This is a genomic window from Candidatus Poriferisodalis sp. (genome assembly GCF_965198245.1).
GTDB lineage: Bacteria > Actinomycetota > Acidimicrobiia > Acidimicrobiales > Poriferisodalaceae > Poriferisodalis.
The window spans coordinates 2163240-2189477 of sequence record NZ_OZ240249.1; the positions used below are offsets into that span (position 1 = coordinate 2163240).

The window sequence follows — 26238 nt, forward strand, 5'->3', positions numbered from 1 at the left end:
GAGGAATGAGGGTCAGCCGCGATCGCCCGTGTCGATGATGGCGGTGCGCAGGTCGGTCATGTCCAGGATCGTGTACTTCCCGCCGATGCGGCCCCAGCCGGTTCCGGTGCGTGAGGCGCCGCCGAAGGGCGGGTGCTGTTCCCAGAATGCGGTTCCCTCGTTGACCAGCACGGTGCCAGTGCGCAGCTCGTCGACCGCCCGGTATGCACGGGCCAGCGACGCCGTGAACACCGACGCCTGCAAGCCGAGGTCGGAGTCGTTGGCGAGGGCGAACGCTTCGTCATCGGATTCGAACTCGGTAATGGGCACTACCGGACCGAACGTCTCGTCGCGAAAGACATCCATGGTCGGTATGACGTCGTCGATCACCGTGAGCTCGTAGAACAAGCCGGTCGGACGGTCGGCCTCGCGGGCGCCGCCCAGCAGCACTTGGGCACCCTGGGCTTGGGCATCGGCCACATGGGCATCCATGCGAGCTGCGACCGCCTCGTTGTTGAGCGGGCCCATCAACGTGGTGTCTTCGAGCGGATCGCCAAGCGTGACGCCTTCGGCGCGTTCCATGACCAGCGCGACCAGTTCGTCGTGGATCGAGTTGTGCACCAGCAGGCGCTCGGTCGCAACACAGCACTGTCCAGACACGAAATGGGCGCCGAACACCGCGGCGTCGGCAGCAGCGGCGAGGTCGGCGTCGTCGAACACGATCTGCGGCCCGTTGCCTGACGCTTCGATGATCGTGCGCTTCATGCCCGCGGCAGCCACGATTGCCTCAGCGGTCGCCTGCGAGCCCACGAATCCGACGCCGTCCACGCCCGGGTGCGAGACCAAGGCCTCTCCCACCTCGCCGCGGCCCATCACCACCGACACAGCCCCGGGCGGGAACCCCGCTTCAGCGACGGCCTCGGCGAGCGCCAGCGCGGAGAGCGGGGCGTTCTCGGATGGTTTGATCACCGCTGGATTCCCTGCGGCGAGCGCGGCCGCGAGCAGTTCTGCGGGGATGTTCATCGGGAAGTTCCACGGCGTGACCAAGGCGTAGACGCCGTTCGGCTTGCGGTGGGTGAACACTCGCTTGCGCGGGTCGACGCTCGGCAGAACGTGTGTCTCGAGCCGTTTGATCTCCTCGGCGGCCAACCGGAAAATCTCGGCCGACTCGTCCAACTCGTCGGCAGCCTCTGCTGTGAGTGGCTTGCCGCTCTCGCGAGCCAATTGCTCAGCGTGCGGTCCCGCTGCCGCCTCGATGCACCCCGCCGCAGCATGCAGCAGCTCGGCCCGGTCAAAGAAGCTCAGGCACTCCAGCTCGTTCGCAGCTTCGTTCGCACCGGCGACGGCATCGTCGATGTCTGCGAGCGACGCTGTGTCAACTTCAGCAAGCACGGCACCAGTGGCGGGCTCGACGACGGCAAGCGCAGTGATGCTGCGGCCGATGCGCCGCTCGCCCCCAATGAGCTGATGCATCTGCGCACCCTAGGCCGAGGCCGTTGAACCGCTGAGCAGGCGCTCGCAACCAGAGACGACGCCCTCGCGGAACATCTCGAGTTGGCCGTCGGGCCACGGGACCTCGGGCCGCTGGGCTCTCCAGCCGAGGATCGCCATGCCGCGGATGAGCTCGAACATCGGCACGAGCGCCAAGTCGTCATCGCTGATGGGGCGGACTGTTCGGTAGCTGTGCAGGAACGCCTGCCGGCCAGCCCGAAAATCCGCCGTACCTCTCGAATGGAACATGGCCACAGCGATGTCGTACTGGTGCCACCCGAAGCCAGCGTCGTCGAAATCGATCACGCTGAGCTGCCCGTTGTGGGTGAGCAGGTTTGCCAGGTGCAGATCGGCATGAATCATGCTGAAGGTCCGGCGCGGCTCGCCATAGCGACGAAGCCGTTCCCGGCAATGATCGCGGGCCGTAATCAGCAGGTCCCGCTCGCGCCCATCGAGCACCGGGTTCTCCCAGAATGGGCCCCAGAAGGGTGCATCGCCCAGCAAGCCGTCCAAGTCCAAGCGGTGGCGCCGGAACGATGACGGCGGTGTCCAGTTGGCCGCCTGGTTGTGCATCGCTGCCATCAGGCCACCGAGCTGCCCGAACGGCTCGGTGATCTCGGCCGGTTCTGTTGCGTCGGCGCTCTTGTCGTGCGCAGTGAGCAGCTCACCGACGATCTCTCCCGGTGCCCAGCGGTTGAGGCCGACCTGTCGTGTCTCCTCTTCGTCGATTTCGACGGGTACGAAGTAACGGCCGTCGGGCGCCCCAACCGGCGTCGGCACGGAAATGCCGCTGCCCCGCAGCGCCTCCAGCCACACGCGTTCGGAATTGAGTTCGTCGACGGTGTGGTAGCCGGGCCGGTGCAATCGCAGAACGTAGGCCTGAGGTGAGCGATCGTCGTCAGCGCGAAACGTGACGTTCTCGCTGATGCCGATCAGTTGCAGGCGTGCCGAATCCAGGCCGAACGCTCGGAGCGCCTCGCGGGCCGGCGATTCGTACGGGGCCGCAGCCCCGTCAACCATCGAGGTCCGCCAGCACAGCGTCGAATGCTGCCAAGAACTGGTCTGCGTGGGACTGCTGCAGCGCGAGCGGCGGCCGGAGCTTCAGCACGTTGGCGAACGCGCCGGCGTTCGACGCCAGAATGCCCCGGTCTTTCAGCCGGTCGGTGACCTCCACCGCTCGGGCACGGTCGGGCGCCAGGTCATCACCGGGCACCACCATCTCCACGCCGATGAACAGCCCGTGCCCGCGAACGTCGCCGATCCAGGGGCACCCTTGGGCCCGCTCGGCCAGAGCAGCCTTCAGATCAGCGCCGATCTTGGTGACGCTCGTCGCGAGGCCGCGGTCTTCGATCTCGTCGATGACTGCGTGGCCCACGGCGGCCTGCAGGGGACTGGCGGCGAAGGTGTTGAAGTGCCGGGTGCCCGCACGGAATCCTTCGACAAGCTCACGGCTGGCGACCGTCGCCGACAACGGCAGGCCGTTGCCCATCGGCTTGCCCATCACTGCGATGTCCGGCTCGAATCGTGTGACCTCGTAGCCCCACCAGCGGCCGGTCCGGCAGTAGCCGGCCTGCACTTCGTCAGAGATGACCAGGCCGCCCGCGTCGCGGACCATCTGGGCAGCCTCCGCCATGAAGTCGCCGGGGATGTCCGGCAGGCCCTCGTTGGCCAGGATCGAGCACAGAATGATCGCCGCGACCCCCTGTCCCGATGCCTCCAAGTGATCGATGGCAGCAGCGAGCTCTTCCAGATAGGCGTCGGCGAGCTCGTCGTCGTCAAGCCCGTCGGTGATGGGCCGGAAGCGCTGGGGGAACGGAATCGTCGCAATATCAGGGTGCTCATCGGGCCGCCTCGCCGCCAGCGTCAGCGCGATGACCGCCTCGGTATTGCCGTGGTAGGTGGCATCAGTAGCGATCACACCCCGCCGGCCCGTTGCCAGCCGCGCCATCCGCAGCGCCACCTCGACGGCCTCGGTGCCGCTGCAGCTGATGACGGCGCTCTCGATTCCGTCGGCATGCAGGCCTACGAGTCGTTCGGCGAAGCTGACAATGCCCTCGTGCAGATACCGGCTGTGCACGTTCAGCGTGGCCTGCTGGGCGGCCATCGCCTCGGCAACACGTGCGTTGCCATGCCCCACGCAGGGCACGTTGTTGTACATGTCGATGTAGCGGCGGCCGTCTGCGTCGAACAGCTCGACCCCGTCGCCCCGCACGATGTGCAGCGGCTCGGAATAGAAGAGCGGCGCGCCGGCGCCCAGCGCTTGATCCCGCCGAGCTTGCAGCGGCAGGCTCGATGTCGAATTCATGCGCACGCACCCCAGGCATCGCAGCCCGCGGGCGCGGGCAGTGCAGCGCGCAGCGGCGAGTTCACTCCTGGGGCGTCAGGAGCGCAGAGTTGGAGTGCTTGGAACTCGGCTTGCGCCCCAGCACGATCTCCGGTGTGAGCAGGTCGACTGGCCCCGGCATGCCATGCGGCTCCGAGTAGTAGCCGAGGGCGTAGTTGCCCATCGAGTACCCCATCAGATCTGCCAGCTCCGGATCAAGGTCCTTGGCGACCTCGGGCGGGCAGGACAGGAACTGATTCTCCTCGGTGCGCAGCCAGCCGAGCGTGTAGGTGATATTGACGCCGGCGCGGTCAGCGTCGCTGCGGTTCTCGCCCCCGCCGTGGATCACCGAGCCCGAGTACAGCAATACTGACCCGGCACCCATCGCAGCCTGGGTCTTCTCGTCATCGGTGGCCCGGCGTTCTTCGTCCCAACCAGGGCTTCCCGGAACGATCCGAGTGCCGCCGTTCTCGTCGGTGAAATCGGTGAGCGCCCACATGGTGTTGAACTGCGGCTCGATCTGATCCGGGATGTAGCCGCCCCAGGCCAAGCGGTCTCGATGCAGCGGCTGGGTGCCCTGGCCCGGCTTGATGTTGATGACCTGGGTCAGGTGCAGCTGGATCTTGTTGGTGTAGGGGCCCAGGAACCGGTTGGCCATGCTGATGATCTTGTCGTGCATCACCAGCTCACGGCACGCCGCCGAGCGAGCTACCAGCGCTCCTGTACGGGTGGTGTTGTGGCCGGAGAAGTTGTCGAGCCCGCCGGGTGTCTTGTCGATCCATGGCCGTAACTCGGTCTCGAGCCGCTCCACCATGTGCAGATCGATGGCGTCCTCGATGATGGCGCCGCCGTCGATCCGCACCACTTCGGCAATCTCGTCTTCGTTGCTGTCCAGCGTGAATCGTGCAAGCTCAGCCATGCCGCAACAGTACGCGTCGGCGGGATGGGCCGCCGGACTCGTCTCACGGGCTACCGCACCGCCGATACACAGTTCAGACGGCGACGATCTCGATGAGATGCTCCAAGCCCACGAAGTCGTCGGGATTGCGCGTGTACAAGGGCAGTCCATGAGCCATCGCGGTGGCGGCAATAAGCAGATCGACCGCACGGCTACCGCGGGGCTTGCGGCCCGCGGCCGCGACCGTCGCCGCAACCCGACCGTATGCCCGAGCAGCGTCAACATCGAATGCGATGGGGTGAAAAGTGGCTTCGACGTGCTGGAGAAATTGTTGTCGCGCGGCTCGCTCGGTTGTATTCGGCGCGACGGGTGGGCCGACTGCCAGTTCTGCGAGTGTGATGGCGCTGATGGCATGCACCGCTGGCAGGGCCGCCGTGTCGAGACTCCGCAAGTCGACCACGACCGAGGTGTCGAGCAATCCGATCGCGGACTGCGGCGATTCAAGCACGAGGCCAGGGGTCTTGGTCGATGATTGCGTCGAGGTCGGCTCGCAACTCTGCGTAGTCGATCTGCGGCGCGCCCTTGAATGCGTCGAGCACCTCGTGGGCGGGCACAAAAAGGCGGCGACCTACAGGGGACAGGCGCGCTACCGGCTCGCCGTTGCTGGTGACGATGAACGACTCGCCCATCCCGACAGAGCGCATGATCTTCCCGCTGTCATTGCGGAGTTCGCGCTGACTGATCTCACGTTCCACCAGGCCAGTGTAGCACGGCTTGCTACAGTGTGGGCCCAGTGGCAGGACCGCCGCCGGCACGGCTCCCTCCGTGGGCTGGTGATACCTCACCGGCATAGGTCACGGCGGAGGTGAATGGCCCGAGAAGTCTGGCGAATCGGTCGCCACGTGGACGACGCTGCTCGGCGACCGTGGGTGCCCCGGTGCTCGGTGACGCAGGCGCGATGGGCCGTAGACCCGCTCGAACTGCTCCTTTGCGAGATTGCCACCAGGCCGTGATGCAGGAACCGGCTGCTGGCCTCGCTCCACACGACATGCGCGTCCACCTCCGCCTGCATGCGCGCGAGATCTGCATCTACTTCGCGCTTGAAGTCCGTCAAATGTTGGCGGAGCGCCCGCAGCTCCGCCTTGTTACGCGTGACCTGGCGGCGGTAGCGGCGGAGCAGTTCGAACTGGCCTCCGATGCTGAGCATCGTGACGAGCACGGACCCGACGACGAGTGCTGATTTTGGTACCCCAACGGCGAGCAACGCGTCCATCGCCCCCGTCATTGGTCATCGCCTGGGGTGCCGTGCGTGTGTCGGTGTCTGCTTGTCGATGCCATGGCCGCATGACAACAGTCGCGAGAAGTTAAAGCAACAGAATTTACCGAAACTCACTGTTAGACGCCGTTCAGCGGTTCAGTGGGGCCGTACGTGCGCAGTTCGACCTCGTTGCCGTCGGGATCGTGGACATAGACGGCCGAGCCCCAGCCACGTGCTCCGTAGACCCGTGGCGAACGTCGGACGACCTCGACGTCTGGATGTGCAGCAATCTCTTCGGCATCGCCAGAGATCCACAGGGCGAAGTGCCCGAGATTCTCGCCGCTGCGAACAGTCTCCACGAGGTCGATGATGGTGCCCTCGTCGATGCGCACTGAGGGGAACGGCGCCTCGCCCGCCTGCCATTCGTCGTACCGAACCGGTATGAGTCCCAGCCGGTCCCGGTACCAGGCCAGCGAGCGCTCGGCGTCGGTGACGTTGAGCACGATGTGATCGAGTCCCTGAACCGCTGCCACAACGCCAGTATCGGCGATCGAGCATTGCGCCCGCTGCAGCGCCACTCACCCGTGCACCCGGTGCCGACCCAGCGGGTCGTTCTACGCTGCGCCAGGTGAGTCAGCCCTCCGACAGCGTCCCCGTCTTCACACCCGACGACGACGGCTTCCACGCGCATATGAGGGGCGACGACTGGTGGTTCACCGAGACAGCGTGGTTCTCGTTCCATCAACGCGAACGAGCCCTCGGGGGATGGCTCTACACCTTGGCGCGCCACAACATCGGCACGATCTCAGGCGGGGCATGGGTGTGGGACGCCACAGCGCACCTGCCCTGGGAAGTGCCCTACAGCTCCAATCTCACCGCTCTGCGGCTGCCGCCAGAACTCGACCTGCGCGATGCGACGCTGCCGAACGGTGTGAGCGTCCGTGTCGAGACTCCCACGATGGCGTACCGGCTCGGCTACGACGACCCGGGCCGATTCACGGCCGATTTGCGCTATGAGGCCGTACTGCCGCCGCGGCCGCTCACGGCGGGGGGCTCGACGTTCGGCCACTCGGCGCACTTCGACCAGATCGGCAGGGTGACTGGGACCATCGATCTCCACGGCGAAGCCATCGAAATCGACTGCTGGTCGATGCGCGACCGAACGTGGGGGCGGCGGCCAGAAGATCGTCCACGCCAGGCGGCCTACGTGACCGGTGCTGGTGATGACGGCTCGGGCTTCCTGGCTGTCACCAACACTCGCGACGGCACCGACCGAGTGGCCTACGGATTCGTCCAGCACGGAGACTCACAAGTCAGCCTCGTCGATGGCGAACGGACCGTCGTGCGTGATCCCGATGGATGGGTGACCGAATTGCACATCAATGCCGTCGATGCCTCGGGAGCGCAATTCGTGGCTTCGGGACGCTCGGTCAGCCGAATCGTGATCAACCGCCACAGCTTCATCGACATCAACAGCCTGATTCGGTGGGAGGTCGACGGCATCGGCACCTGGTGGGGCGAAGATCAGGACATGTGGCCCGTGCATCGGTTCGCTGCAGCCAAGCGCAGCAGTGACTGGTCGCTTCTCGGGTCCCGACGATGAGACCCGCGTCGTGAGCCCCGAGGACCACGAGCTGCTGTCACGGCTGGCTGACACGGTGCACAGCGACATCGCACCAGCGGTCAGCGACGAGTACGCCCGGACGCAGGCGTTCATGGCGGCAGTGATTCTCCAGCGACTTGCGAAGCAGGCCCGGCTCGGGAGCGAGCATGGCGCCGCTGAGTCCGGCGACGTCGCCGCATTGTCGGACGAACTCGACACGCTGCTTGCCGGAGCGGATGCCACGACCGACGTCCCTTCCGAGATTCGGGACGCCGTCGCTCGTATGCGCACCCAAGTGTCGATTGCGGCAGCGTCGGACGTCATCGACGCCGTGTACCAGTGGGGGCCCGAACGGCCCGAAGCGGCTTCGGCGCTGGCGGCCATCCGGCAGATGCTCCGCCGGGATATTGACCGACGCATGGATATCGCGCGGTGACCGCGGCGGGGGACCGCGACCTCGGGTCCGGGGAACAAGACCTGTCGGGCGTACTCGGCGAGTACCTGCAGGAGCGCCTCGGAGCGAGCGGCCCAGTCGACATCGTGAACCCGGAGCGCATCGCTGTGGGCTGGTCTCACGAGACGTGGCTCTTCGAGGCGGTGTGGGCTGACAGTGTCGGAGAGCAGCGACAGGGCTTCTGCCTGCGTCGGGATCCCGGCAATGCACTGCTGCGAGAGCAATCTGACCTCGCCGAGCAATTCCGAGTCTTGCGGTGCCTCGAGTCCACCGACGTCCCTGCACCTCGGGCGTACTGGTACGAGGCCGATCCTGCGGTGCTCGGAGCCCCCGCCATCGTCATGGAGAGAGTTGGCGGCGAGTGCCCAAGCCCGTGGCGCCGGGCGGGCCGTGAGTACTACGCCGCGGCGGCCGGGCGCGGCGTGCTGCCGGCGAGCTTCACCGATGCCCTGGCGGCGGTGCACAACGTCGACTGGCGGGGGGTGGGTCTCGATTTCCTCGGTGTCCCAGGCCAGGGCAACGATTTCGCTCTGCGCGAGATCGCCAAGTGGCAGGCGCTCATCGACGACTCCGGACATCCGGGCCATCCGATCCTCGCTGACCTGATCGGCTGGCTGAAGCACAACGCGCCGACGACTGAGCAGCTCACGCTCGTGCATGGCGCATATCGAACCGGCAATGTCCTGATCCACGACGACCAGGTGTCGGCGATTCTCGACTGGGAGCTGCAGGTCATCGGCGACCCCATGTACGACGTGGCCTACATGCTGACCGAGCTCAATCGGGAGGGCACCGACCTGCTCTCGAATGTCGTGCCCCGGGAACTGTTCTTCGAGCGCTACCAGCAGGCCACCGGCATCGAGATCGACCCCGAGCGCTGCGCCTACTACCAGCTCCTCTACGCCATGCGCTCAGCGGCGTTCTGGATGAGCGCTGCTGGTCTGTACGCCGACGGCTCGAACAACGATCTGCGCCTGGCGCGCACCCACTGGTCAGTCACCGTGGCGCTCGAACGCGCGGCGACCGAACTGGGCTACTAGGCGGCCCCCGGACTGGCTGCTTCGGCCGGTGCTGTCGGGTGCTGGAACGGGCCTGTCCGTCGCTCCCTTGTCAAGCGGCGAATGCGTGAGGACGTCTTCGGGCGGTCCGGTGCCTCGGAGCGAGTGCTAGCAGACGGGTTCGCTGGCCGCGGGGTGTGCGTCCTGAGGCGTGTCTATGGGCTACGGGAGGCGGCGGGAGCTGTGGGTGCCCGGTTGGGCGGTCCGGTGCCTTGGGGTTCGGGTGGTTGCAGGCGGGGTTTTCCGTCGGGTGGTGTGTCGATCCGGCGACCGTGTTGGTGGAGGTCGGCATGGCAGTCAAAGCACAGCGATGCGAGATTCGGTACCTCGGTGTGGCCACCGTTCTCGTAGTAGTCGATGTGGTGAGCCTCGGTGTGCTCGGAAGTGAGGTCGCAGCCGATGCAGCCCTGGTCGCGCATTGCGAGGATGAGCCGTTGGGCGTCGTTGGCGTTGCGGGTGCGCCCCAAGGCAAGTTCGGACCAGTCCGATTTGAACATTGCGGGCAGCACGTTGGCGTCGACCGCGTGGTCGACGAGCATCTTGGCTGACAATGGGGTGCCGTCATCGAGGCGAGGGTTGACGAGTCGGTCGTTGACCATGTCGTAGTCCGCAATGATCACCAGGCTTGTGTTGCGCCGACGGATGTTGGCTGTGCCGGCGATGAGGTCGCTGATCGCGTCCGCGGTGAGCTGCGCACGCGTCGGCACAACCCCAGCGCCGCCAGCATCGGTGCCGTCGTTCGGGTCGGGGAGGCCCGCGGCGAGACCGTTGCCGGTCGCGTTGTGGTCGGTGGCGTCGCCGTCGTTGGGAGTGTCGTCGGCGTTCTCCGCGCGGCGTCGCAGCGACCGCGCCATGGCCTGCAGGGCGATGTTGACCTGGCGTCCGGCGAGGAAGTCGAACTTGCCGTTGAGATGCCACATGCCGTCGTCGCCCAGCTTCATCGACCCCCAACGCTGCGCACGCTGCTGTGCAAGCTCCGCGTCGATCGGGCCGAGATTCTCGGCGGCGGCTTCGGCGTCGAGATCGGCGAACACCTGCTGGCTCTGATAGGCGAGCGGGTGGCGGGCCACCGTGTCGGAGGGATAGGCCCGACACAGCTCGATGAACTCCGCTTCGCTGCGACGATGCTTCTTGGGCGCCTCGCGGGCGATCACCTTCGCATGAGACATCCCGATCTCACCGGCCTGCAACGCGTCGAGCGTCGCTGTCATGCCCTCGGTGACGAGGCTCTCGGCCAGACGGGCCTCGGTGCGTGCCTGCGACGCGTTCAGACGCGTCTGGTCACGCAACACGTACGCCGCCGATTGCGCCCCGTTGCGGGACGCGAACTCGCCCACCGCGGCCAGATAACGGCCCTCGATGCGCGCCCGCTCGCCAGCCAGCTCGACCACGAGATCTTTCAGATCGCCGTAACCCAACGACGCCAAGCCGTCGCTCTCATCAAGGCCGCACCCAGCTGCGGCAGTGTCGACACAACCGGCCGAGGGCTCGGGCACCGCACCGCTACCACTGCACCGCAACCCACCGTCCCGCAACCCACCGTCCCGCAGCGAACCGTCCCGCGCAACTACAGAACCGGCCGTGCCGCCAGCATCGCCCGGCGACCCAGCCGTATCGGCCCAGCCGTACCGCGAGCCGTGGTGCGAGTCGTCGAAGCGCCAAATGGCCGTCGGGTCCGGCCACGCCGACTCGGCACCTGCAGCGTCGAACCCGGCCTCGGAAGGTTCCGAGCCGTCGGCGTCGAGCCGGTACAACAGGTCGGCGAACATGAAAATAGCATACACATGTACCGCACCAATCACACGCAAAAACAGCCACGAGTTTCGGGATATATCTGCACCGCATGTACGAGAAACATATCGAGAGAAGGCCGCTGGCAAAGGACCGATACCGCCGATTCGAGACAGCGAAACCGCTCGGCAACAAGTCGGCCAATAAGTGGAACCAGGCTCTCTCAGCCTTTCTCGTCGATTGCCGCGTTGGGACAACGATTTTACTGCGTAATGCGTGGCCTGCTCGCAGCGAGGTAGACCGGGTTCACCAGCGTCAAGAACGCCGGTCTCTTCCTTCCAATACAGAGAGGATTGACCGAGACACTGGTCACCTGAATTCCTGAAGTTCTAGCTCGGCGTTGGTCTTGCATACCGAATACTGACAACGGTCCGGGCACCGTCAAATGGCAAGACCTTCACAGGAAGACCCAACTGGGGACAAGGCGTTCACAATCGGTCGATGACGACGTTGTCACAAGATATATGAGAATTCACGGCCAAGATCATCGGGTCTCAGCACTTTGTCACACTGGCCAATCTGCACCGTACTCGCTCCTTCCTGGCCTATCAGGAAGAGGGAGCGGAAGGCGCGGGAGGTGACGGGTTGAGCCTCAGTATGGAGGATATACGACTTCTGTACTTGCTTCACTCGGGCCGTGATACGCAGCTCTTTGGTCATAATCCTCATGCAACGGATGGAAGCACAAGAGTTGATCATCGTAAACGAGAGACCGGGCCCTAGGGCATGCCCTCAGGGCCTCCAAAGCTCATGTCTCTGCGCCTGACAGACCCTGACATGTACCTTGTCGGACATCAAAAACACACCCATTGCCGATATGATCACTGATCATCTCCTCTATGACTTGGATACTCCCGCCCCCTCTTGAGAGGGCTTCTATCTCTTGAAACCTTGCAAGCCAAGCGGGGCTTGGTGGTACAGGATTCGGCTCTTCTTCTTCTTCGGTCCCGGTCTCCTCGGGTTCGACACCGGACGGCTCGGTTGAGCTGCTTGTTCCGGCGGTGGTGTCGCCGCTGGCGCGTCGTCCGACGAGCTGCGCTGTCTCCCAGCGGGTAGCGCCCCCGAGACGTGTCATGTCACGACCGACGAGCTTGTTGGTGGGCACCGCGGCAATGCCGCCCAGCACGAACCCGCCATCGGCAGCAGCGTCGAGACGTGCCTGCTGAGCAGCGGGCATCGCGCCGTCGCGTGGCCCAGCGAGGACCACACAGCCAGTGCCGACCACCCCTGCGAGGGTGACGGCACTGTAGATGTCGGACTGCGCAGCCGCGTCAGAGCCGACCACGATCGGTGCATCATCATCACAGTCCGACTCGGTCCACGGCTCCGCACCGCCGAGAAATGCACGCCCGATTTGGGCACCTGCCGCAGCGGGCAGCACCAACGGCACCGCGAGCACCAACGCCAACAGAGCAGAAACCCAACGTCGACCTCGAACGCGCATCGGCAAACTCCCCACTGGACCGCCCGACGACAATGCTCGGCACCTTTGACACGAGCCGCTCATGTCTTCACCCTCCCAGGTCATGCGGCCCCAGTCTCAGAGCGTCGGCGGAGAGGCACAGACGTCATAGCTGCGGAGACGGCAGAAAACTCCGCGACGTTGCAACCCGCTGAATTGCTGGAGCAGAGGACCCTGCCGCCTCCGCAGCGGACACACCCAATCGCGCGGCCTCTCAAGAGCTGAGCGGGTAGGTGAGCTTGGGCGAATTGATTCCCCGAGCGCCGGGGATGCCGTGACGCTGCTGGTCACCTGCCCGCGCGGGCTCAGGCAGCGAAGGCGTCGATCATGGCCTCGACGTCGCCGAGGGGGTACAGGATCGGGCAGGTGGCACCGTTGGCCAAGTAGCCGTCGACGGCCTCGCGAGCCTCCGCAGGCGTGCCCGAGGCAGTGAGCATCTGGACGATGTCGTCGGGAACGAGTTGTGACGCTGCTTCGACTTGTTCGGCCGTGGCTGGCCACGTCAGTACCTTGCCGACTTCTTCGAGCAGCGATTCGGGTACGCCCGAGGCCTTCATGATGTGGGGCTGCTGGCCCAGGTACTGGGTGACCATGTTGCGGGCCATGTCGAGCGCCGTTGAGCGGTCTTCGTGCACCGAGCACACCACCAGCTGGGGGCGGTCGAGATCGTCGACGCTGCGGCCGGCTGATTCGGCGCCCCGTTCGAGCGCCTCCATGGCACGGCTGTTGTAGTCAGGCGAGACCAGGTAGTTCAGCACGACGCCGTCGGCGATCTCGCCGCACAGCTCCATCATCTTCATGCCTGTGGCGCCGATGTAGATCGGCACGTCTTTGGGCCGCCGCTCTTGGTACACGTAGTCGAGTTCGACGTCGTCGAGGTGGACGTGATCGCCGTGAAAGGTGACGTTCTCGTTGGCGAGCAGCGCCCGCACCACGGTGGTGACCTCTCGCATCGCGCCGAGCGGGCGGGCCCTGCTGATGCCGACCTTCGCGGCGAGCGGGTCCCACCACGCGCCCAGACCGCAGATGATGCGACCCGGCGCGAGGTCGTCGAGCGTGGAGAACATCGACGCCAGCCGTGCGGCGTTGCGCGACCAGATGTCGATGACGCCTGCTCCCACCTTGATACGGGAGGTCGTTGCAGCGAACGCTGCCATCGGCACGCTGGCCTCGCGCACCAGCCGAGAGTCGGCCTGCCACACGGCCTCGAAACCGCGTTCCTCGGCGTACTGCGCAAAGCCCATTGCCTCACCGATCGGGTGGGCGTCTTGCAGGTACAGCGCAACGCGTGTTGAAGTCATCGGTTCACCGCCATCGATCCGGGCCGTCCAATGCGCCCCGCTGCGGAAGTCCCCGCGGGCGTCAGGCGCTGTCCGCGGAACATAGCCTCAGATCCCGATGGTCTCCTGCACCTCCACGGGCACCCCTTCCGGTGCCGCCGGTCCATTTCCCACCAGCTATGCCGCCCAGTTGGCCACCGAGGTCACCGACGCCGGTGGCCGAGCTCACATTGTCGAGCGGTTTCGGGAACAAGGCATCCGGCTGCCGACTTTCGCCGAACTCGCCGATCCCTCGCTCATCGATCCCGACATCGACGAGGCGCTCACTACGGTCGATCAAGATTTTGCCGATCCGCTGAACCTGTTCCGGGTCCACTGGTTCAACGACGGTGCCGGCGGGCGGACCGAGGTGCCCGAACACGTCGTGCTCCCCAGCGAGCTGACCGGAACAGACGCGAAGGTCGTGGTGCTGTTCGGCAACCGGTTCCCCATGATCGGCGCGCACAAGGTGCTCGCTGCGTATTCCTGCCTCGCGCCGCGAGTGGTCTCGGGCCAGTTCGACCCCGTGCGCCACCGTGCCGTGTGGCCCTCGACTGGCAATTACGCACGGGGAGGCGTGGCTATCAGCCGGATCATGGGCTGCCGAGGCGTCGCCGTGCTGCCCGAGAACATGAGCCGTGAACGATTCGACTGGCTGGCCGACTGGGTCGCCGACCCTGCCGACGTGATTCGCACGCCCGGCTCGGAGAGCAACGTCAAAGAGATCTACGACGCCTGCGCAGAATTGGAGCAGGATCCGACGAACTTCATCCTGAACCAGTTCAGCGAGTTCTCGAATCACATCGGCCACTACGAGGTGACCGGTGCCGCGCTGCTGGCGGTCTTCGAGCATCTGCGCCAGGCAACGCCTGAGGGGAGCGAGCCGAATCTGGCGGCATTCGTCGCGGCCAGCGGCTCGGCGGGCACGCTCGGCGCCGGCGACCGGCTCAAGGACACCCACGGTGCTCAGATCGTGGCGGTCGAGGCGCTCGAGTGCCCGACCATGCTCTACAACGGCTATGGCGAGCACAACATCCAGGGCATCGGCGACAAGCACATCCCGCTCATCCACAACGTCACCAACACCGACGTCATCGTCGGCGTCAGCGACCGGGCAACCGACGGGCTCGGACTGGTGTTCAACACCGAGGCCGGCCGTGACGCACTCCGTGAGCATCTCGGGGCGTCGTCGTGGGTGCTCGACGAGCTCGGGCATTTCGGCTATTCGTCGATCTGCAACACGCTGGCGGCCGCTCGTGCTGCGAACGAGCTGGGACTCGGGCCCGACGACGTCGTCATGACCGTCGCCACTGACGGATTCGAGATGTACTACTCCGAGCGAGACCGCCATCTCGTCGAACGGCACGCAGGCAGCTTCGATGCGGGCGCTGCCCGCAGCATCCTCGAGCGTCACCTGGCACCAGACGCCCGCAGCGGCCATGCCCCCCACATTGAGGTGCTGACGGACCGGGGCCGCGACCGCATCTTCAACCTCGGCTACTACACCTGGGTCGAGCAGCAGGGCGTCCCCTTGGAGGACTTCGAAGCCCGCCGCGACCAGGCATTCTGGGACTCGCTGCGGGGTCTTCCCCGACTCTGGGACGAGATGATCAACGATCTCAACGACGAGGTCTCTGCCACCTTCGTGTAGCCATTGCGGTGCGATCGACTTCGAGCCCCTCGACAACGATGCGGTGACGGTGCACGACCGCGACGCCATGGCCCAGAACCACGTCAGCATCGACCGCCTGCCCGTCGATTTGACGGAACAGCTTGCCCGACCCCAACGCTGTATCAGGCGGCTCAATTCACTTACCTACATGTGCGCAGTTTGATGCCGAAAGAGCGTACCTAAGCTCTGCATTGTCTGCTTATCGGACTACTATTCTCTGTCGTGTCTGCCCGTTTACCCAATTCTCTCGCTCCTGCTTATGTTCCTCGAGCAATTCCTTGAGTTCCGTCTCATAATTCACGATTCCCCAAATATACGAGCCCTTGGTGTTTGCCTGATTCCACGTATTCCAGAGCGCAGCCAATCTCCTCGCCGTTGTCCTTTGGCTCGCGAACAAGTCATTCTGTTCGCCGATGTCCGTTGACAAGTCGAAAAGTTGGGGCGATGCGCTTCCTTTCTGGATGAGCTTCATGTCGCCTGATCGAACGACCCTGATGTCGTTATCCGGCGTCGATTTGCGCCAATAGAGTGCCTCATGCGGAGAGCCTGCTTGGTCTCCTCGCAGGTACGGATCGAGGTTCACCCCGTCTATGGGGCGCGATGTATCAGTGACGGTGGCCTTGGCGAGGCTCAGTACAGTGGCGGTAATGTCGAGGCTGATGACCATGGGGTCATATTCCTGTCCCTGCGGCCACCTTCGGGGCCACGAGGCTACGAGGGGAACTCGAAGCCCGCCCTCATAGAGCGATCCCTTGCTATCGCGGAGGTCGCCATTGTCCATCGGCCCGTTTTCAAGACCACCGTGGTCACTGAGAAAGAAGATGATGGTATTGTCGCGTTCGCCTGATTGCTCCAGAGCCTCCAGCAAGCGCCCCACATTCTGGTCAATTGAGTCCACCATCGCCAAATAGGTGCGTCTCTTGGTGTTCGTGATGTGCGAGTACTTGTCTACCAAGTCTTTGGGTGCTTGGTACGGAGCGTGCGGGGCGTTGTAGGGAAGATACAAGAAGAAGGGCTGCGTCCTGTCTTCATTGACGAATTCTATGGCCTTGTCAGTGAGCGCATCAGTCAAGTATCCAGTGAAGGATGCCGTGTCTGTGTTCTCGAACAGCGGAGCCAGATACGTGTCCTGGGTTGCGCTGGCGTCGATCTTTTTATAGTTGTGACCGCCTGCTAACATGCCGTAGAAGTAGTCAAATCCGCGCTTGAGGGGATTTAATTTTTTGCGCCGCGCCCAGATGCCACTTCCCGACTATACCTGTATGGTAGCCGACGGCTTGGAGGTATTCCGTGGCGAGCGTCTCCGTCACGGGCAGCCCCAGCGATTGATCATACGGATTATAGGCGAGGTTGGCCTCCATGCCGAATCGCGCCGGGTAACGTCCAGTGAGCAGCCCCGACCTCGAAGGGCTGCACACAGGCGATGTTACATAGGCGTTGGTGAAGGTCACCCCTTCGCTGGCGAGACGGTCCAGGTTCGTTGTCTGGATCTGGGTCGCGCCGTTGAAGCTGACATCTTCGTATCCCATGTCGTCCACGAAAATGATGACGACATTCGGCAGTCGAGGGGTGGCGGTTTCTTCAGCCGAAGCGGGTCCGTCCCCGGATGCGTTGTATGCGATGACTCGCACTGAGTACTCGGTGCCGTCCGTCAGCCCAGTGATGGCGTAGGTCAGCGCAGAAATGCCAGTGAGCACGGCCTGCCGAGTTGAAGTCGCCGACCCGTCGAACTCCTCTGCACCAGATTTCCACTGCACTTTGTAACCCGTTGCTGGCGGCCCATCCGGGGGCGCCTCCCAAGAGACGATCAGCTCCTGGCTCGCCCCTGTGCTGACTTGCAACGCCCCAGGCGATGCTGTAGGAGCAGACCCCGCCACGACCGCCGACGCCGCGCTGATGAGCGATTCGTCGTAGCCGGCGTCGTCGGTGAAGCTCACCCGCACCTTGATCGTGTTGCCGACATCGCCAGCCGTCACGGTGTAGGTCTTGGAGGTCTCGCCTGCGATGTCGGTGTCGTCGGACCCGTCGTTGCGTATCCACTGGTAGCGGTAGGAGACGTCCTCGAGTCCGTCGGCGTCGGAGATGGCCGACGTGTCCGCCGTCAGCGTCTCGTTCACCGCAGGCGTGCCGCTGACCGCAGGCAGCCCGGCGGGCAAAATGTTGAGAGCGACAACGACGACCGCCGACGCCGCGCTGATGAGGGATTCCTTGTAGCCGGCGTCGTCGGTGAAGCTCACCCGCACCTTGATGGCCTTGCCGACATCGCCAGCAGCCACGGTGTAGGTCTTCGAGGTCGCATCCTTGATTTCCGCGTAGGCGCTCGTTCCGTTGGTGACCCACTGGTAGGTGAACTCGACATCTTCCAGCCCGTCGGCGTCGGCGATGCCCGCGGTGCCCGCCGTCAGCGTCTCGTTCACCTGGGCTGTGCCGCTGATCGTCGGCTCACCCGTCGCCCGGGTGTTGGGACCTCCAGCCGAGACGATGCGTACTGCAATGGTCTGGCCGGCTGCCCAGTCAATGTCCACATCTTGCCAGGCATAGCTGGGATGCCCGGCCTGAAATGGAAGCTCCAAGTCGTCGCCGACTTGCAGCATCAAGTCAGCTTCGCCCGGCACGCCAGTCGCGAACCTCAAGCGAAGCGCGCGCCCGGGGATGTGATAGAAGAAACTCCGTACCTGAAGCCCCAAGCTGCCCCTGATATTTGTGAATTGTTCAGACGTTGCTGCACCGATGGAAACCGAGGCGAGCTGTTCCACTTGCACGTCGGCCGACCACAGCAGCTCCTCAGTGGGTTGTGTCGCCTTGGGCGGATGTCGGCGGTATTCCGACACCTATGAGCCCCAGCGTCAGCACGGCTATTATCCCGATCTTCCTAGCTCCGATTGTCTTCATGTTCGGACCTCCGTTCGTTTCTGTGGGTGGGTGCTCTCAACGCCGACTGGACGTCACGAGCCGATGGCGATGTCGACCGAGTAGAGACCTCGGCTCAGCTTGATTAGGCTTGAACGCAGTCCCGAATGGCCGTCTTTGACGGCCCGAACGGTGTAGGTGTAGTTGATGCGTTCGCTGATGATCCCGGGGACCGCGGCATCGGTGTAGCCAGTTTGATCTGGTCCAAGCTCGGCGATGGGGTCGCCGAACCTTTGCCAGCCGACCTCGGTGAACTGCTTGCGGGAGTAGCGGTAGACCCGGTATCCGGTAACAGCGGCGCCGTCGTCAGGCGGGTCCCACGAGAGGGTCACGTCGTGGGCGCTGTCTCTTGCGGCCCGGACGGCGGCCGTCATGTTGGTGGGTCTGCCCGGACCTTGGGGTCGCCGCTCGAGTATGACCTCGGCGGTGTTCCCGGGCTCGCCCAGCGGGCCGAGGCTCGTGACCCGGTAGGTGTAGGGACCGTAGCGGTCCTCGCCGGGGAACCCGCTGAAGAAGATTCCCGAGCCGTACCGGCCGACATCCACGAAGGCGGTTTCGGTGACGTCGATGTCGGGGGCCTCGATGACGGACAGCGTGTTGGCATCGCGGTCGATGGACTGGATTCGGGGCCCTACCCAGATGACCGTGTTCTTGCGTTCTATGCGGTACACGCTGATGTTCGAGGTGTCGGCGGGTTGGTCCCATGTGAGCCTTACCCGGGCCTGCCACCACGGGACATCGTCCTCGCAGGGTCCCGCGCTGCCGTTCTGCCAGATCAGGCATCGCTGGGAGACGGCGTGCGTCACGGTCTCGGTAGCGTACGCCAGGTTCCGCACCTCGGGTATCAAGTACGGCTTGCCCCTCACCTCGTTCGAGATGGTCTGTGTGCCGAGCAGGCTCTCTGCGATGACCCTGATGTCGTAGGCCGTGTTGTTGACGAGCCCAGCGATTTTGTACCGGTCGGCCGCGCCGTCGAGCGTGGCTTGCGACGACTGCTCCCATGACTCGTCTTCGGTCTTCCACTGCACGTGGTACCGGCCCGGGCGGCCGGCTGGCCGGTGCCACCCAACAATGATGAACTTGTCGCCGGCGGTGAAACTCACGTTGGCCGGGACGTCAGGCTTCCCGGCATCTTCCAAGAGCGACACCTCGCCCTTGCCGTTGGGGTTGTGGGCACTGACCCGCACGGCTGACCCAAGTGCCAAGCTGGACAGGCGATGCCGGCGCACCGACGGGCCCAGGTCGACCGACCGAGCGGGATCGAAGTCTTCTCCGGGAGACCGCCATTCCACCTGATACTTGGTGATCGCCGAACCTCCGTCGTACGGGGGTTCGGCCCATCTCACAGTGATATAGCCCGCCCCGTCGCCGCCGACGGTGGCTATCGGGGCCTGTGCTATGCAGCCGCCGTGTCGCCACGGGTTTCTGGTGCCTTCCGTGTGCTCGCCACCGCAAAAGCCGCCGAAGGCATTCTTGAACAGGCGTACGGCCCTCGGTCCGTCGGTGAAGGGGAAGCGCCTTCTTAGCGTTTCTAGGTCACGGTAGATCTTCTCTAGGTCATAGTTGCGCTGGTACCTGTCGTCGTCCGACGTCTTGTATCGCAGGTTGTCGTTCTCGTACCTGTCTGTGAACCAGGGGGGATAGGTTCGGTCAAGGAGGCTGGTCAGCACGGCGACGTCTGCGGTTGAGGGGAGGCGTCCCGTGTTGGAACAGTCGTCGAAATAGGAGGAACGAAATCTGTTTGAATCGACTCCGAGCACGGCCGGGAAGGTGTCCGCGTACAGTTCCAGCGGTCTGCAGTTTGTTCCACCCAACGTGAGTTGCGAGAAATAGACCGAGCCGACTCCTATGAACTCGGTCGGTTCATCGACGAATGCTGCTCCTCCCAGAGTATGGACATGAGCCAGTTCATGGGATAAGGTAATAAGATTCTCTCGGGCGAACCATGCAATGGCGAGTGTGTCTGTTGAGGACGATACGTACCCAGCAAAGCCGGGTCTGTTCGTTAGGCGAATGATCACGCGCTGTTGGCGCATCCCGTTGTAGGTCTCCCGGACCCATGGATGGTCGTCCTCTTTTGCTTCGACCAGCAGGGTTCTGAGGTTCTTCTGGATGACGTCGTCCTCGTGGAGCGACCTGAAGCCGGTGTGTGCCACCGTTCCTGAATCCACCTGTATGTCGACGGTGTACCGCTCGCCCTTTTCGAGTCCCGTCAGGTTGAATGTTGCAGTGGTGGTGGTCGTCGTGGCCGTTGTGTCGACCGCTTCTGTCGGGTCGGTGCAAGGAGACTGGCAATGGGCGAGGTTCACCGTCTTGGATTCGGAAGCGGCGTTGGCGATGGTTACGGTGACGTCGGTCTCGTTCAGGTCATGGTGAACGAACGACACGCCGGTTACGTCGCCGCTGGGTGCGGGGGGCAGGACGTAGGCGTACAGTTTGTCGTCGTCGCTGTCTGCGACCCACATGGTGCTGCCGTTCGACCAGATGCCCCAGGGGTCGCCGTTGTCCTGGGAAAGGGTGATCTCCCGCAGGGGTTGGCGTGCTCCGCATCCGCTGGGGGCGAGTGCGTAGGCGAATATGCGGTCTTCGTCGCTGTCGGCTACCCAGATAGTGCTGCCGTCGGACCACATCCCGTTGGGCTTGGAGTATTCGGGAGTCAGGCTGCACTCCTTGGCAGTCTCTCTGGTACCGAATGTTCCAGTGGAACCGATGTTGTAGGCGTAGATGTCCTCACGGATATTGCTGATGAGCCACATCGTTGAGTCGTCGGACCACATGCCCATCGGCATGACGAGCGCTTTCAGGCTGTCGTCGGCGTCAAGGTCGAAGTCCTTGCCTGTATCGCGGGTTCCGTACGAGCTGCCGGCCGTGATCGTGTAGGCCAATACCGCGTCTGTTGCGGTGTCGGACACCCACAGGGTGTCGGCGTTGCCGTACAGTCCTCCGGCACCGCCGTTGCCGTACAGTCCTCCGCCGCCGTCGCTGTGCTGCTCGTCGAGTTCGAAGTCCTTGTTGGCGTCTCTGGCCTTGGTGGCCATGTTGTAGGCGTAGACCTTGTTGTCCAAGTGGTCCAGCACCCACATGGTGGTGTCGTCCGACCAAAGACCTCGGGGTTCGGTGTTCCCGGCAGCCTGAAGGGTGCTGAACTCCTGGGCTGAGAGGTCCTGGTCCGTCTGAACCATCTGCCGGGAGGTGTCGATAACCGCCTGCTTCGACAGGTCGGGATCGCTGACGAACTCCTTGGCGCCGATGAGGCCCGCGGGCCGCAGGTCCGCAGGGTCCGGCGCAGGGTCCGGCGTGGGGTTGGGCCGGTAGTCGTGGGGTAGCTTGATTCTGACGAAGTTGGACCAGCGGCTCTTCACGCCGTCGCGCAGGGCCTTGACCCGGTAGACGTAGAGCACTCCCGCCTCGGTGGCGGTGGCGTCGGTGTAGCTGGTGGCCGTGGACTCGGTGTCGGCCACCAGCGCCGCCAAGGTGCTCTCGCCCTCATAGGGCCGGCGCCGCAGGATCTCATAGCCGTCGACGCGGTCGGCCTGCTCCGCCGGGGCGACCCACGACAGAGCCACCTCGTTCTCCGTAAGGCTTACCGTGAGGTCGGTGGGCCGCAAGTCCGCAGGGTCTGGCGCAGGGTCTGGCGCAGGGTCTGGCGCAGGGTCGGGCGTGGGGTTGGGCTCGTAGTCGTGGGGTAGCTTGATTCTGACGAAGTTGGACCAGCGGCTCTTCACGCCGTCGCGCAGGGCCTTGACCCGGTAGACGTAGAGCACTCCCGCCTCGGTGGCGGTGGCGTCGGTGTAGCTGGTGGCCGTGGACTCGGTGTCGGCCACCAGCGCCGCCAAGGTGCTCTCGCCCTCATAGGGCCGGCGCCGCAGGATCTCATAGCCGTCGACGCTGTCGGCGTTCTCGGTGGGGAGCCCATTCCAAGGCGATCCCATTGGCGACGATGGTGGCAGTGAGGTTGGTTGGAGACGCGTCAGATGTCGATGCCGAACTGGGGGAGAGGGGGACGACAGCAAGCACCGCCGCGACGATCACGACATAAGCCGCCGCACGGAACACCGGCTACGTATCCGTTCTTGCCACGACTCGTGTCATGGCATCTCCGACTTCGAGCGAGCGTCAACGCGGCGCACCAAGACAACAGACTATGCATAGTCCACATGTAGACATGACAACAATGAGCAGACGATCCGATGCCGCGCTGCTGGCTGTGTTTGGACACTTGCGCCAGTAGGCGCCAACGGGTTCGGATCTCGACGACGAGGTCGCCGCCACGTTCGTGTGAGATCACCTTTCAGCGTCGAGCTTGAGTTGAGTCGCAGTTGTTGACGCCAGCCGATCACGGTCCTGTCGCGAAAGACATTGAAATTCAGTTTGCCAGCGGAAGGTGCGGCCGTACGGTCTGCGCTGTGTCCCCGGTGCAGGGAGTCCGCCGTGTCTGAACAGGATCGTTCCAGCCTTTACGATTGGCTGCGTGAGCAGACCGGCGAGCACCTCGCGGAATATGTGATGTCGTGCCTGCTGCCCGCACCGCTGACCGATGTGGCTACCAAGTCCGATGTCGGCAAGATCAAGTCCGAAGTGGCCGTGCTGAGGTCCGATATCGGCAAGGTCAGATCCGACATGGGCAAGCTTGAGTCGCGCTTCGACCGATTGCTCCTGATGCGCGAAGCGGACCGCGTGGAGATGGCTACGCAGCGTGAGGCGGATCGGGCGGAAATGGCTGCGCAGCGCGAGGCGGACCGCAAGAGGTCCACTTGGTTCGTAGGTTCGGTGGGAATCGCCCTATCGGCGCAGATCTTGGCCACGCATTTCGGTTGGATACCCTCAGGCATCTGAGCGGGACGACGGAGGCGCTTGCCGACCGCAGGTCGTCTTCGCGCTCTCGGGTGCACAGGGGCACGCGACTGGCTCGCGCGGGCGGGATTGCGTTGCGCTAATGAGAGAATGAACCCATGAGCGGATCTGCAGGGGGAGCGCCGCGGATCGACGGCGACCGATTGATGCGGCGCCTCGATGAGCTGGCTCAGATCGGTGCCATCGAGGGGACGCAGGGCAACTGCCGGCTGGCGCTCACCGACGAGGACCGCGCCGGTCGCGACCTGGTCGGCACGTGGATGGCCGACCTCGGGCTGGAAGTCACGATCGACGGCCTCGGCAACGTCGTGGCCTGCACCGAGCCGGGACGCGTCGCCGACTCAGTGATGATCGGCAGTCACATCGACACAGTCGCCACCGGCGGTCGGTACGACGGCAACCTCGGCGTGCTGGCGGGCCTGGAAGTCATCGAGTCGGTGCTGGCAAGCGGTCGTAAGCCGGCCCGCCCCCTGTCGGTGGCGTACTTCACCGACGAGGAAGGCAGCCGGTTCGCTCCCGACATGCTGGGCAGCCTTGCCTATGTGGGCGGCATGGCCCTCGAAGAGGCCCTGGAAGTCACCGACCGGGACGGCATCGTCGTCGGCGACGAGCTGGACCGCATCGGCTATCGCGGTTCGGCGCCGGTGCCGGGCACCGTGCCGTATGCCTACATGGAGCTGCACATCGAGCAGGGTCCGGTGCTCGAGTTCCACCGGATCCAGATCGGCGTGGTCGAAGGCGTGCAGGGCATTTCATGGACAGAAGTCACGCTGCGCGGGCAGTCCAACCACGCCGGCACCACGCCGATGCCGCTGCGCCGTGATGCGGGGCTGGCTGCGTGTCGCATTGCCGGCGAGGTCCGCGAGATGGCGCACAACATCGGCGACTCGCAGGTCGGCACCGTGGGGTCGATCTCGCTCGTGCCGAACCTGGTGAACGTCATTGCGGGCTCGGCCACGATGACGGTGGATCTCCGCAACAGTTCCGAAGGCATGCTGCAGCACGCCGAGGCACGTCTTGACGAGATCGTGGCCCGCATCGCCGATGGCGAGCATCTTGAGTCCGCCATGCGGCGCACGGCCCGCTTCGAGCCAGTGGTCTTCCATCCGGGCGTCATCGACCTCGTCGAACGTTGCGCTGCCGAGTCGGGCCTGAGCCATCGTCGGATGCCCTCGGGCGCAGGGCACGACGCGCAGATGCTGGCCCGTGTCTGCCCGACCGCGATGATCTTCGTGCCCAGCTTCGACGGCGTCAGCCACAACCCGGCGGAGTACACCGCACCGGAGGACATCGAGGCAGGCGCGAACCTGTTGGCCGATGTGGTGTGGCGCCTCGCGAGCGGCGACATCGACGACGTGCTCTCCGGCCGAGCAGATGCCGCGGACAACGGGATGACTCGATGAGGCCGCTCACCGTCGGCGCCGCGCAGCTCGGGCCGATCGCCCGCTACGAGACCCGTACCAGCGTGGTGAAGCGCTTGATCGCGCTGCTGCGCCAGGGCGCCGAGCGGGGCTGCGATGTCGTGGTGTTCCCCGAGTTGGCACTCACCACCTTCTTCCCCCGCTGGTTCTTTCCAGACGACTCGCCCGAGCTGGCGTCGTACTTCGAGACCGAGATGCCATCGGCGGACACCCAGCCGCTGTTCGACGAGGCCAAGCGGCTGGGCATCGGCTTCCACCTGGGGTACGCCGAGCTGACGCCCGACGGGCATCGCTACAACACGGCGATCCTGGTTGATCGCGACGGCACAGTCGTCGCCAAGTACCGCAAGGTGCACATCCCGGGACATGAAGAGCACGAACCCCAACGCCCCTTCCAGCATCTTGAGCGCCGGTACTTCGAGGAATCCTCCGAGGGTTTCAGCGTGTGGCGGGCATTCGGCGGCGTCATGGGCATCGCCCTGTGCAACGACCGGCGCTGGCCGGAGACCTACCGCGTGATGGGCCTCCAGGGCGTCGAGATGATCTTCATCGGCTACAACACGCCGCTGCACTACGCGCCCGACCCGATCCAGGACCCGCTGCAGGCCTTCCACAACCACCTCGTGATGCAGGCGGGCGCCTACCAAAACGGGACCTGGGTGGTCGGGGTCGCCAAGGGCGGCACCGAGGAAGGCGTCGAGTCGCTGGCGCACTCGGCAGTTATCGCACCGTCGGGCCAGATCGTGGCCCAAGCCGTCACCGACGGCGACGAACTCATCACTGCCAGGTGCGACCTGGACTGGTGCTCGCAGTACAAGGACACGGTGTTCAACTTCGACCGCTACCGCCGACCCGAGACATACCAGCTCATCAGCGAACGCAAGGGCGTGGTCCCGCCCTCGTAGCCAGCGCCCGCCTGTCCGTGTCCGGCTGTCTCGCTGGGCTGCCGACTCGGTGCGACACGGGAAGTTGCTGAATCAAGGAAATAGTCCTTGCTAGAGTAAGGACATGGCGAAGGTGACGAGCAAGCTCCAGGTGACCGTGCCAAAGGCGTTGGCGGATCGATACGGCATCCGGCCCGGTGACGAGATCCGCTTCGAAGAAGCCGGCGAGGTCATCCGGGTGGTGCCCGGGTCTGTGCCTGCACGAGTCGAGCTGGCGGACATGGAGACTCGTTTGCGCCTCTTCGATGCGGCAACCAAGCGGCAGCGGCGGCGGGAGGTCGCCTCGGCGTCGGTCGATGCGACCTCGCGTGGCTGGACCCGCGACGAGCTGTATGAACGCGGCGACCGTCTTGTTGATTGACACCAACATCCTCGTGTACCGGGTTGACTCCCGGTTCCCGGACAAGCAGCAGATTTCGACCGAGCACATGCGCGCTGGCATCGAAGCCCGCAACGCGTACATCGCCCACCAGTCCGTCATCGAGTTCGTTGCCGCCACCACCCGAGGCGGGCCTGAGCGCAGGCTGCTCGATGTCGCCGAGGCCGCCCGCGAGGCAGAGGAGCTGATGACTCAGTTCCCGATCATCTACGCCGACGCGGCTGTTGTGCGCACGGCACTGCGGGGCGCCGCCGCCTACGGCATGTCGTGGTTCGATGCGCACCTTTGGGCGTACGCCGAAGTCAACGGCATTACCGGTCTGTTGTCGGAGGACTTCGAACACGGCCGGCTGTACGGCACGGTGAGAGTCACGAACCCGTTTGCGGTGGCGGACCAGACCGCCGGCGACTCGTCGTGATCGG

The 26238-nt window shown here is 64.6% G+C and carries 21 protein-coding genes and 1 pseudogene; 10 read left to right on the plus strand and 12 right to left on the minus strand.

Annotated elements, in window-relative coordinates; genetic code table 11:
- Positions 1–12: 12 nt before the first annotated feature.
- The 6 genes from ACOCMM_RS10030 to ACOCMM_RS10055 form a co-directional block, all read right to left on the minus strand.
- Positions 13–1452 carry an aldehyde dehydrogenase family protein gene (locus ACOCMM_RS10030; protein ID WP_419553013.1) on the minus strand — a complete coding sequence of 480 codons (1440 nt, stop codon included), beginning with the start codon at positions 1450–1452 and terminating at the stop codon, positions 13–15.
- A 9-nt stretch (positions 1453–1461) separates the two neighbouring features.
- Complete coding sequence (locus ACOCMM_RS10035; RefSeq protein ID WP_419553014.1) at positions 1462–2490, minus strand: phosphotransferase enzyme family protein; 1029 nt, start codon at positions 2488–2490, stop codon at positions 1462–1464.
- A complete protein-coding gene (locus tag ACOCMM_RS10040) occupies positions 2483–3775 on the minus strand; it encodes an aspartate aminotransferase family protein (RefSeq protein ID WP_419553015.1) in 1293 nt (430 codons plus the stop codon). Before ACOCMM_RS10040 ends, ACOCMM_RS10035 begins: the two co-directional genes overlap by 8 nt.
- 61 nt (positions 3776–3836) lie before the next feature.
- The gene (locus tag ACOCMM_RS10045; RefSeq protein ID WP_419553016.1) at positions 3837–4712 is read right to left on the minus strand and encodes a phytanoyl-CoA dioxygenase family protein; all 876 of its coding nucleotides are present in this window, start codon (positions 4710–4712) and stop codon (positions 3837–3839) included.
- Positions 4713–4785: 73 nt separating this feature from the next.
- Complete coding sequence (locus ACOCMM_RS10050; RefSeq protein WP_419553017.1) at positions 4786–5199, minus strand: type II toxin-antitoxin system VapC family toxin; 414 nt, start codon at positions 5197–5199, stop codon at positions 4786–4788.
- The gene (locus tag ACOCMM_RS10055) at positions 5192–5446 is read right to left on the minus strand and encodes a type II toxin-antitoxin system Phd/YefM family antitoxin (RefSeq protein ID WP_419553018.1); all 255 of its coding nucleotides are present in this window, start codon (positions 5444–5446) and stop codon (positions 5192–5194) included. The genes ACOCMM_RS10050 and ACOCMM_RS10055 overlap by 8 nt, the downstream gene beginning before the upstream one ends.
- Positions 5447–5700: 254 nt before the next feature.
- Between ACOCMM_RS10055 and ACOCMM_RS10060 the strand changes: the two genes are divergently transcribed.
- A complete protein-coding gene (locus ACOCMM_RS10060) occupies positions 5701–5931 on the plus strand; it encodes a hypothetical protein (protein WP_419553019.1) in 231 nt (76 codons plus the stop codon).
- Positions 5932–6086: 155 nt separating this feature from the next.
- On the opposite strand, the gene ACOCMM_RS10065 is transcribed toward ACOCMM_RS10060, so the two are convergent.
- Positions 6087–6482, minus strand: coding sequence for a VOC family protein (locus ACOCMM_RS10065; protein ID WP_419553020.1), 396 nt, complete (start codon positions 6480–6482; stop codon positions 6087–6089).
- A gap of 95 nt (positions 6483–6577) precedes the next feature.
- Here ACOCMM_RS10065 and ACOCMM_RS10070 point away from each other — a divergent pair, with 95 nt between their 5' ends.
- The 3 genes from ACOCMM_RS10070 to ACOCMM_RS10080 are packed head-to-tail and all read left to right on the plus strand — an operon-like array spanning position 6578 to position 9046.
- Positions 6578–7552, plus strand: a complete 975-nt coding sequence (locus ACOCMM_RS10070; RefSeq protein WP_419553021.1) for a DUF7065 domain-containing protein — start codon at positions 6578–6580, stop codon at positions 7550–7552.
- Between the two features lie 10 nt (positions 7553–7562).
- Complete coding sequence (locus ACOCMM_RS10075; protein ID WP_419553022.1) at positions 7563–7988, plus strand: hypothetical protein; 426 nt, start codon at positions 7563–7565, stop codon at positions 7986–7988.
- Positions 7985–9046, plus strand: coding sequence for a phosphotransferase family protein (locus ACOCMM_RS10080; RefSeq protein WP_419553023.1), 1062 nt, complete (start codon positions 7985–7987; stop codon positions 9044–9046). The genes ACOCMM_RS10075 and ACOCMM_RS10080 overlap by 4 nt, the downstream gene beginning before the upstream one ends.
- Before the next feature lie 173 nt (positions 9047–9219).
- Here ACOCMM_RS10080 and ACOCMM_RS10085 read toward each other — a convergent pair whose 3' ends face one another.
- The 3 genes from ACOCMM_RS10085 to ACOCMM_RS10095 form a co-directional block, all read right to left on the minus strand.
- Complete coding sequence (locus ACOCMM_RS10085; RefSeq protein ID WP_419553024.1) at positions 9220–10833, minus strand: HNH endonuclease signature motif containing protein; 1614 nt, start codon at positions 10831–10833, stop codon at positions 9220–9222.
- A 770-nt stretch (positions 10834–11603) separates the two neighbouring features.
- Complete coding sequence (locus ACOCMM_RS10090) at positions 11604–12299, minus strand: hypothetical protein (protein ID WP_419553025.1); 696 nt, start codon at positions 12297–12299, stop codon at positions 11604–11606.
- A gap of 323 nt (positions 12300–12622) precedes the next feature.
- Positions 12623–13618 carry an LLM class flavin-dependent oxidoreductase gene (locus ACOCMM_RS10095; RefSeq protein WP_419553026.1) on the minus strand — a complete coding sequence of 332 codons (996 nt, stop codon included), beginning with the start codon at positions 13616–13618 and terminating at the stop codon, positions 12623–12625.
- A gap of 97 nt (positions 13619–13715) precedes the next feature.
- Between ACOCMM_RS10095 and ACOCMM_RS10100 the strand changes: the two genes are divergently transcribed.
- Entirely contained in the window at positions 13716–15287 is a 1572-nt protein-coding gene (locus ACOCMM_RS10100) for a pyridoxal-phosphate dependent enzyme (RefSeq protein WP_419553027.1), read from the plus strand.
- A gap of 220 nt (positions 15288–15507) precedes the next feature.
- Here the strand turns inward: ACOCMM_RS10100 and ACOCMM_RS10105 are convergent.
- Together ACOCMM_RS10105 and ACOCMM_RS10110 are read right to left on the minus strand one after the other, a co-directional pair.
- Positions 15508–17902 (minus strand): annotated as a pseudogene (locus ACOCMM_RS10105) (sulfatase-like hydrolase/transferase).
- A gap of 351 nt (positions 17903–18253) precedes the next feature.
- Positions 18254–22150, minus strand: coding sequence for a fibronectin type III domain-containing protein (locus ACOCMM_RS10110; protein WP_419553028.1), 3897 nt, complete (start codon positions 22148–22150; stop codon positions 18254–18256).
- A gap of 499 nt (positions 22151–22649) precedes the next feature.
- On the opposite strand from ACOCMM_RS10110, the gene ACOCMM_RS10115 reads away from it, so the two are divergent.
- The 5 genes from ACOCMM_RS10115 (at position 22650) to ACOCMM_RS10135 (ending at position 26234) form a co-directional block, all read left to right on the plus strand.
- Complete coding sequence (locus ACOCMM_RS10115; protein ID WP_419553029.1) at positions 22650–23054, plus strand: hypothetical protein; 405 nt, start codon at positions 22650–22652, stop codon at positions 23052–23054.
- Between the two features lie 116 nt (positions 23055–23170).
- On the plus strand, positions 23171–24475 hold the full coding sequence (locus ACOCMM_RS10120) for a Zn-dependent hydrolase (protein WP_419553030.1): 1305 nt from the start codon (positions 23171–23173) through the stop codon (positions 24473–24475).
- Positions 24472–25398 carry an N-carbamoyl-D-amino-acid hydrolase gene (locus ACOCMM_RS10125; RefSeq protein WP_419553031.1) on the plus strand — a complete coding sequence of 309 codons (927 nt, stop codon included), beginning with the start codon at positions 24472–24474 and terminating at the stop codon, positions 25396–25398. Before ACOCMM_RS10120 ends, ACOCMM_RS10125 begins: the two co-directional genes overlap by 4 nt.
- Before the next feature lie 103 nt (positions 25399–25501).
- On the plus strand, positions 25502–25798 hold the full coding sequence (locus ACOCMM_RS10130; RefSeq protein ID WP_419553032.1) for an AbrB/MazE/SpoVT family DNA-binding domain-containing protein: 297 nt from the start codon (positions 25502–25504) through the stop codon (positions 25796–25798).
- Positions 25770–26234, plus strand: coding sequence for a PIN domain-containing protein (locus ACOCMM_RS10135; RefSeq protein ID WP_419553033.1), 465 nt, complete (start codon positions 25770–25772; stop codon positions 26232–26234). The genes ACOCMM_RS10130 and ACOCMM_RS10135 overlap by 29 nt, the downstream gene beginning before the upstream one ends.
- The last annotated feature ends 4 nt before the right edge of the window (positions 26235–26238 follow it).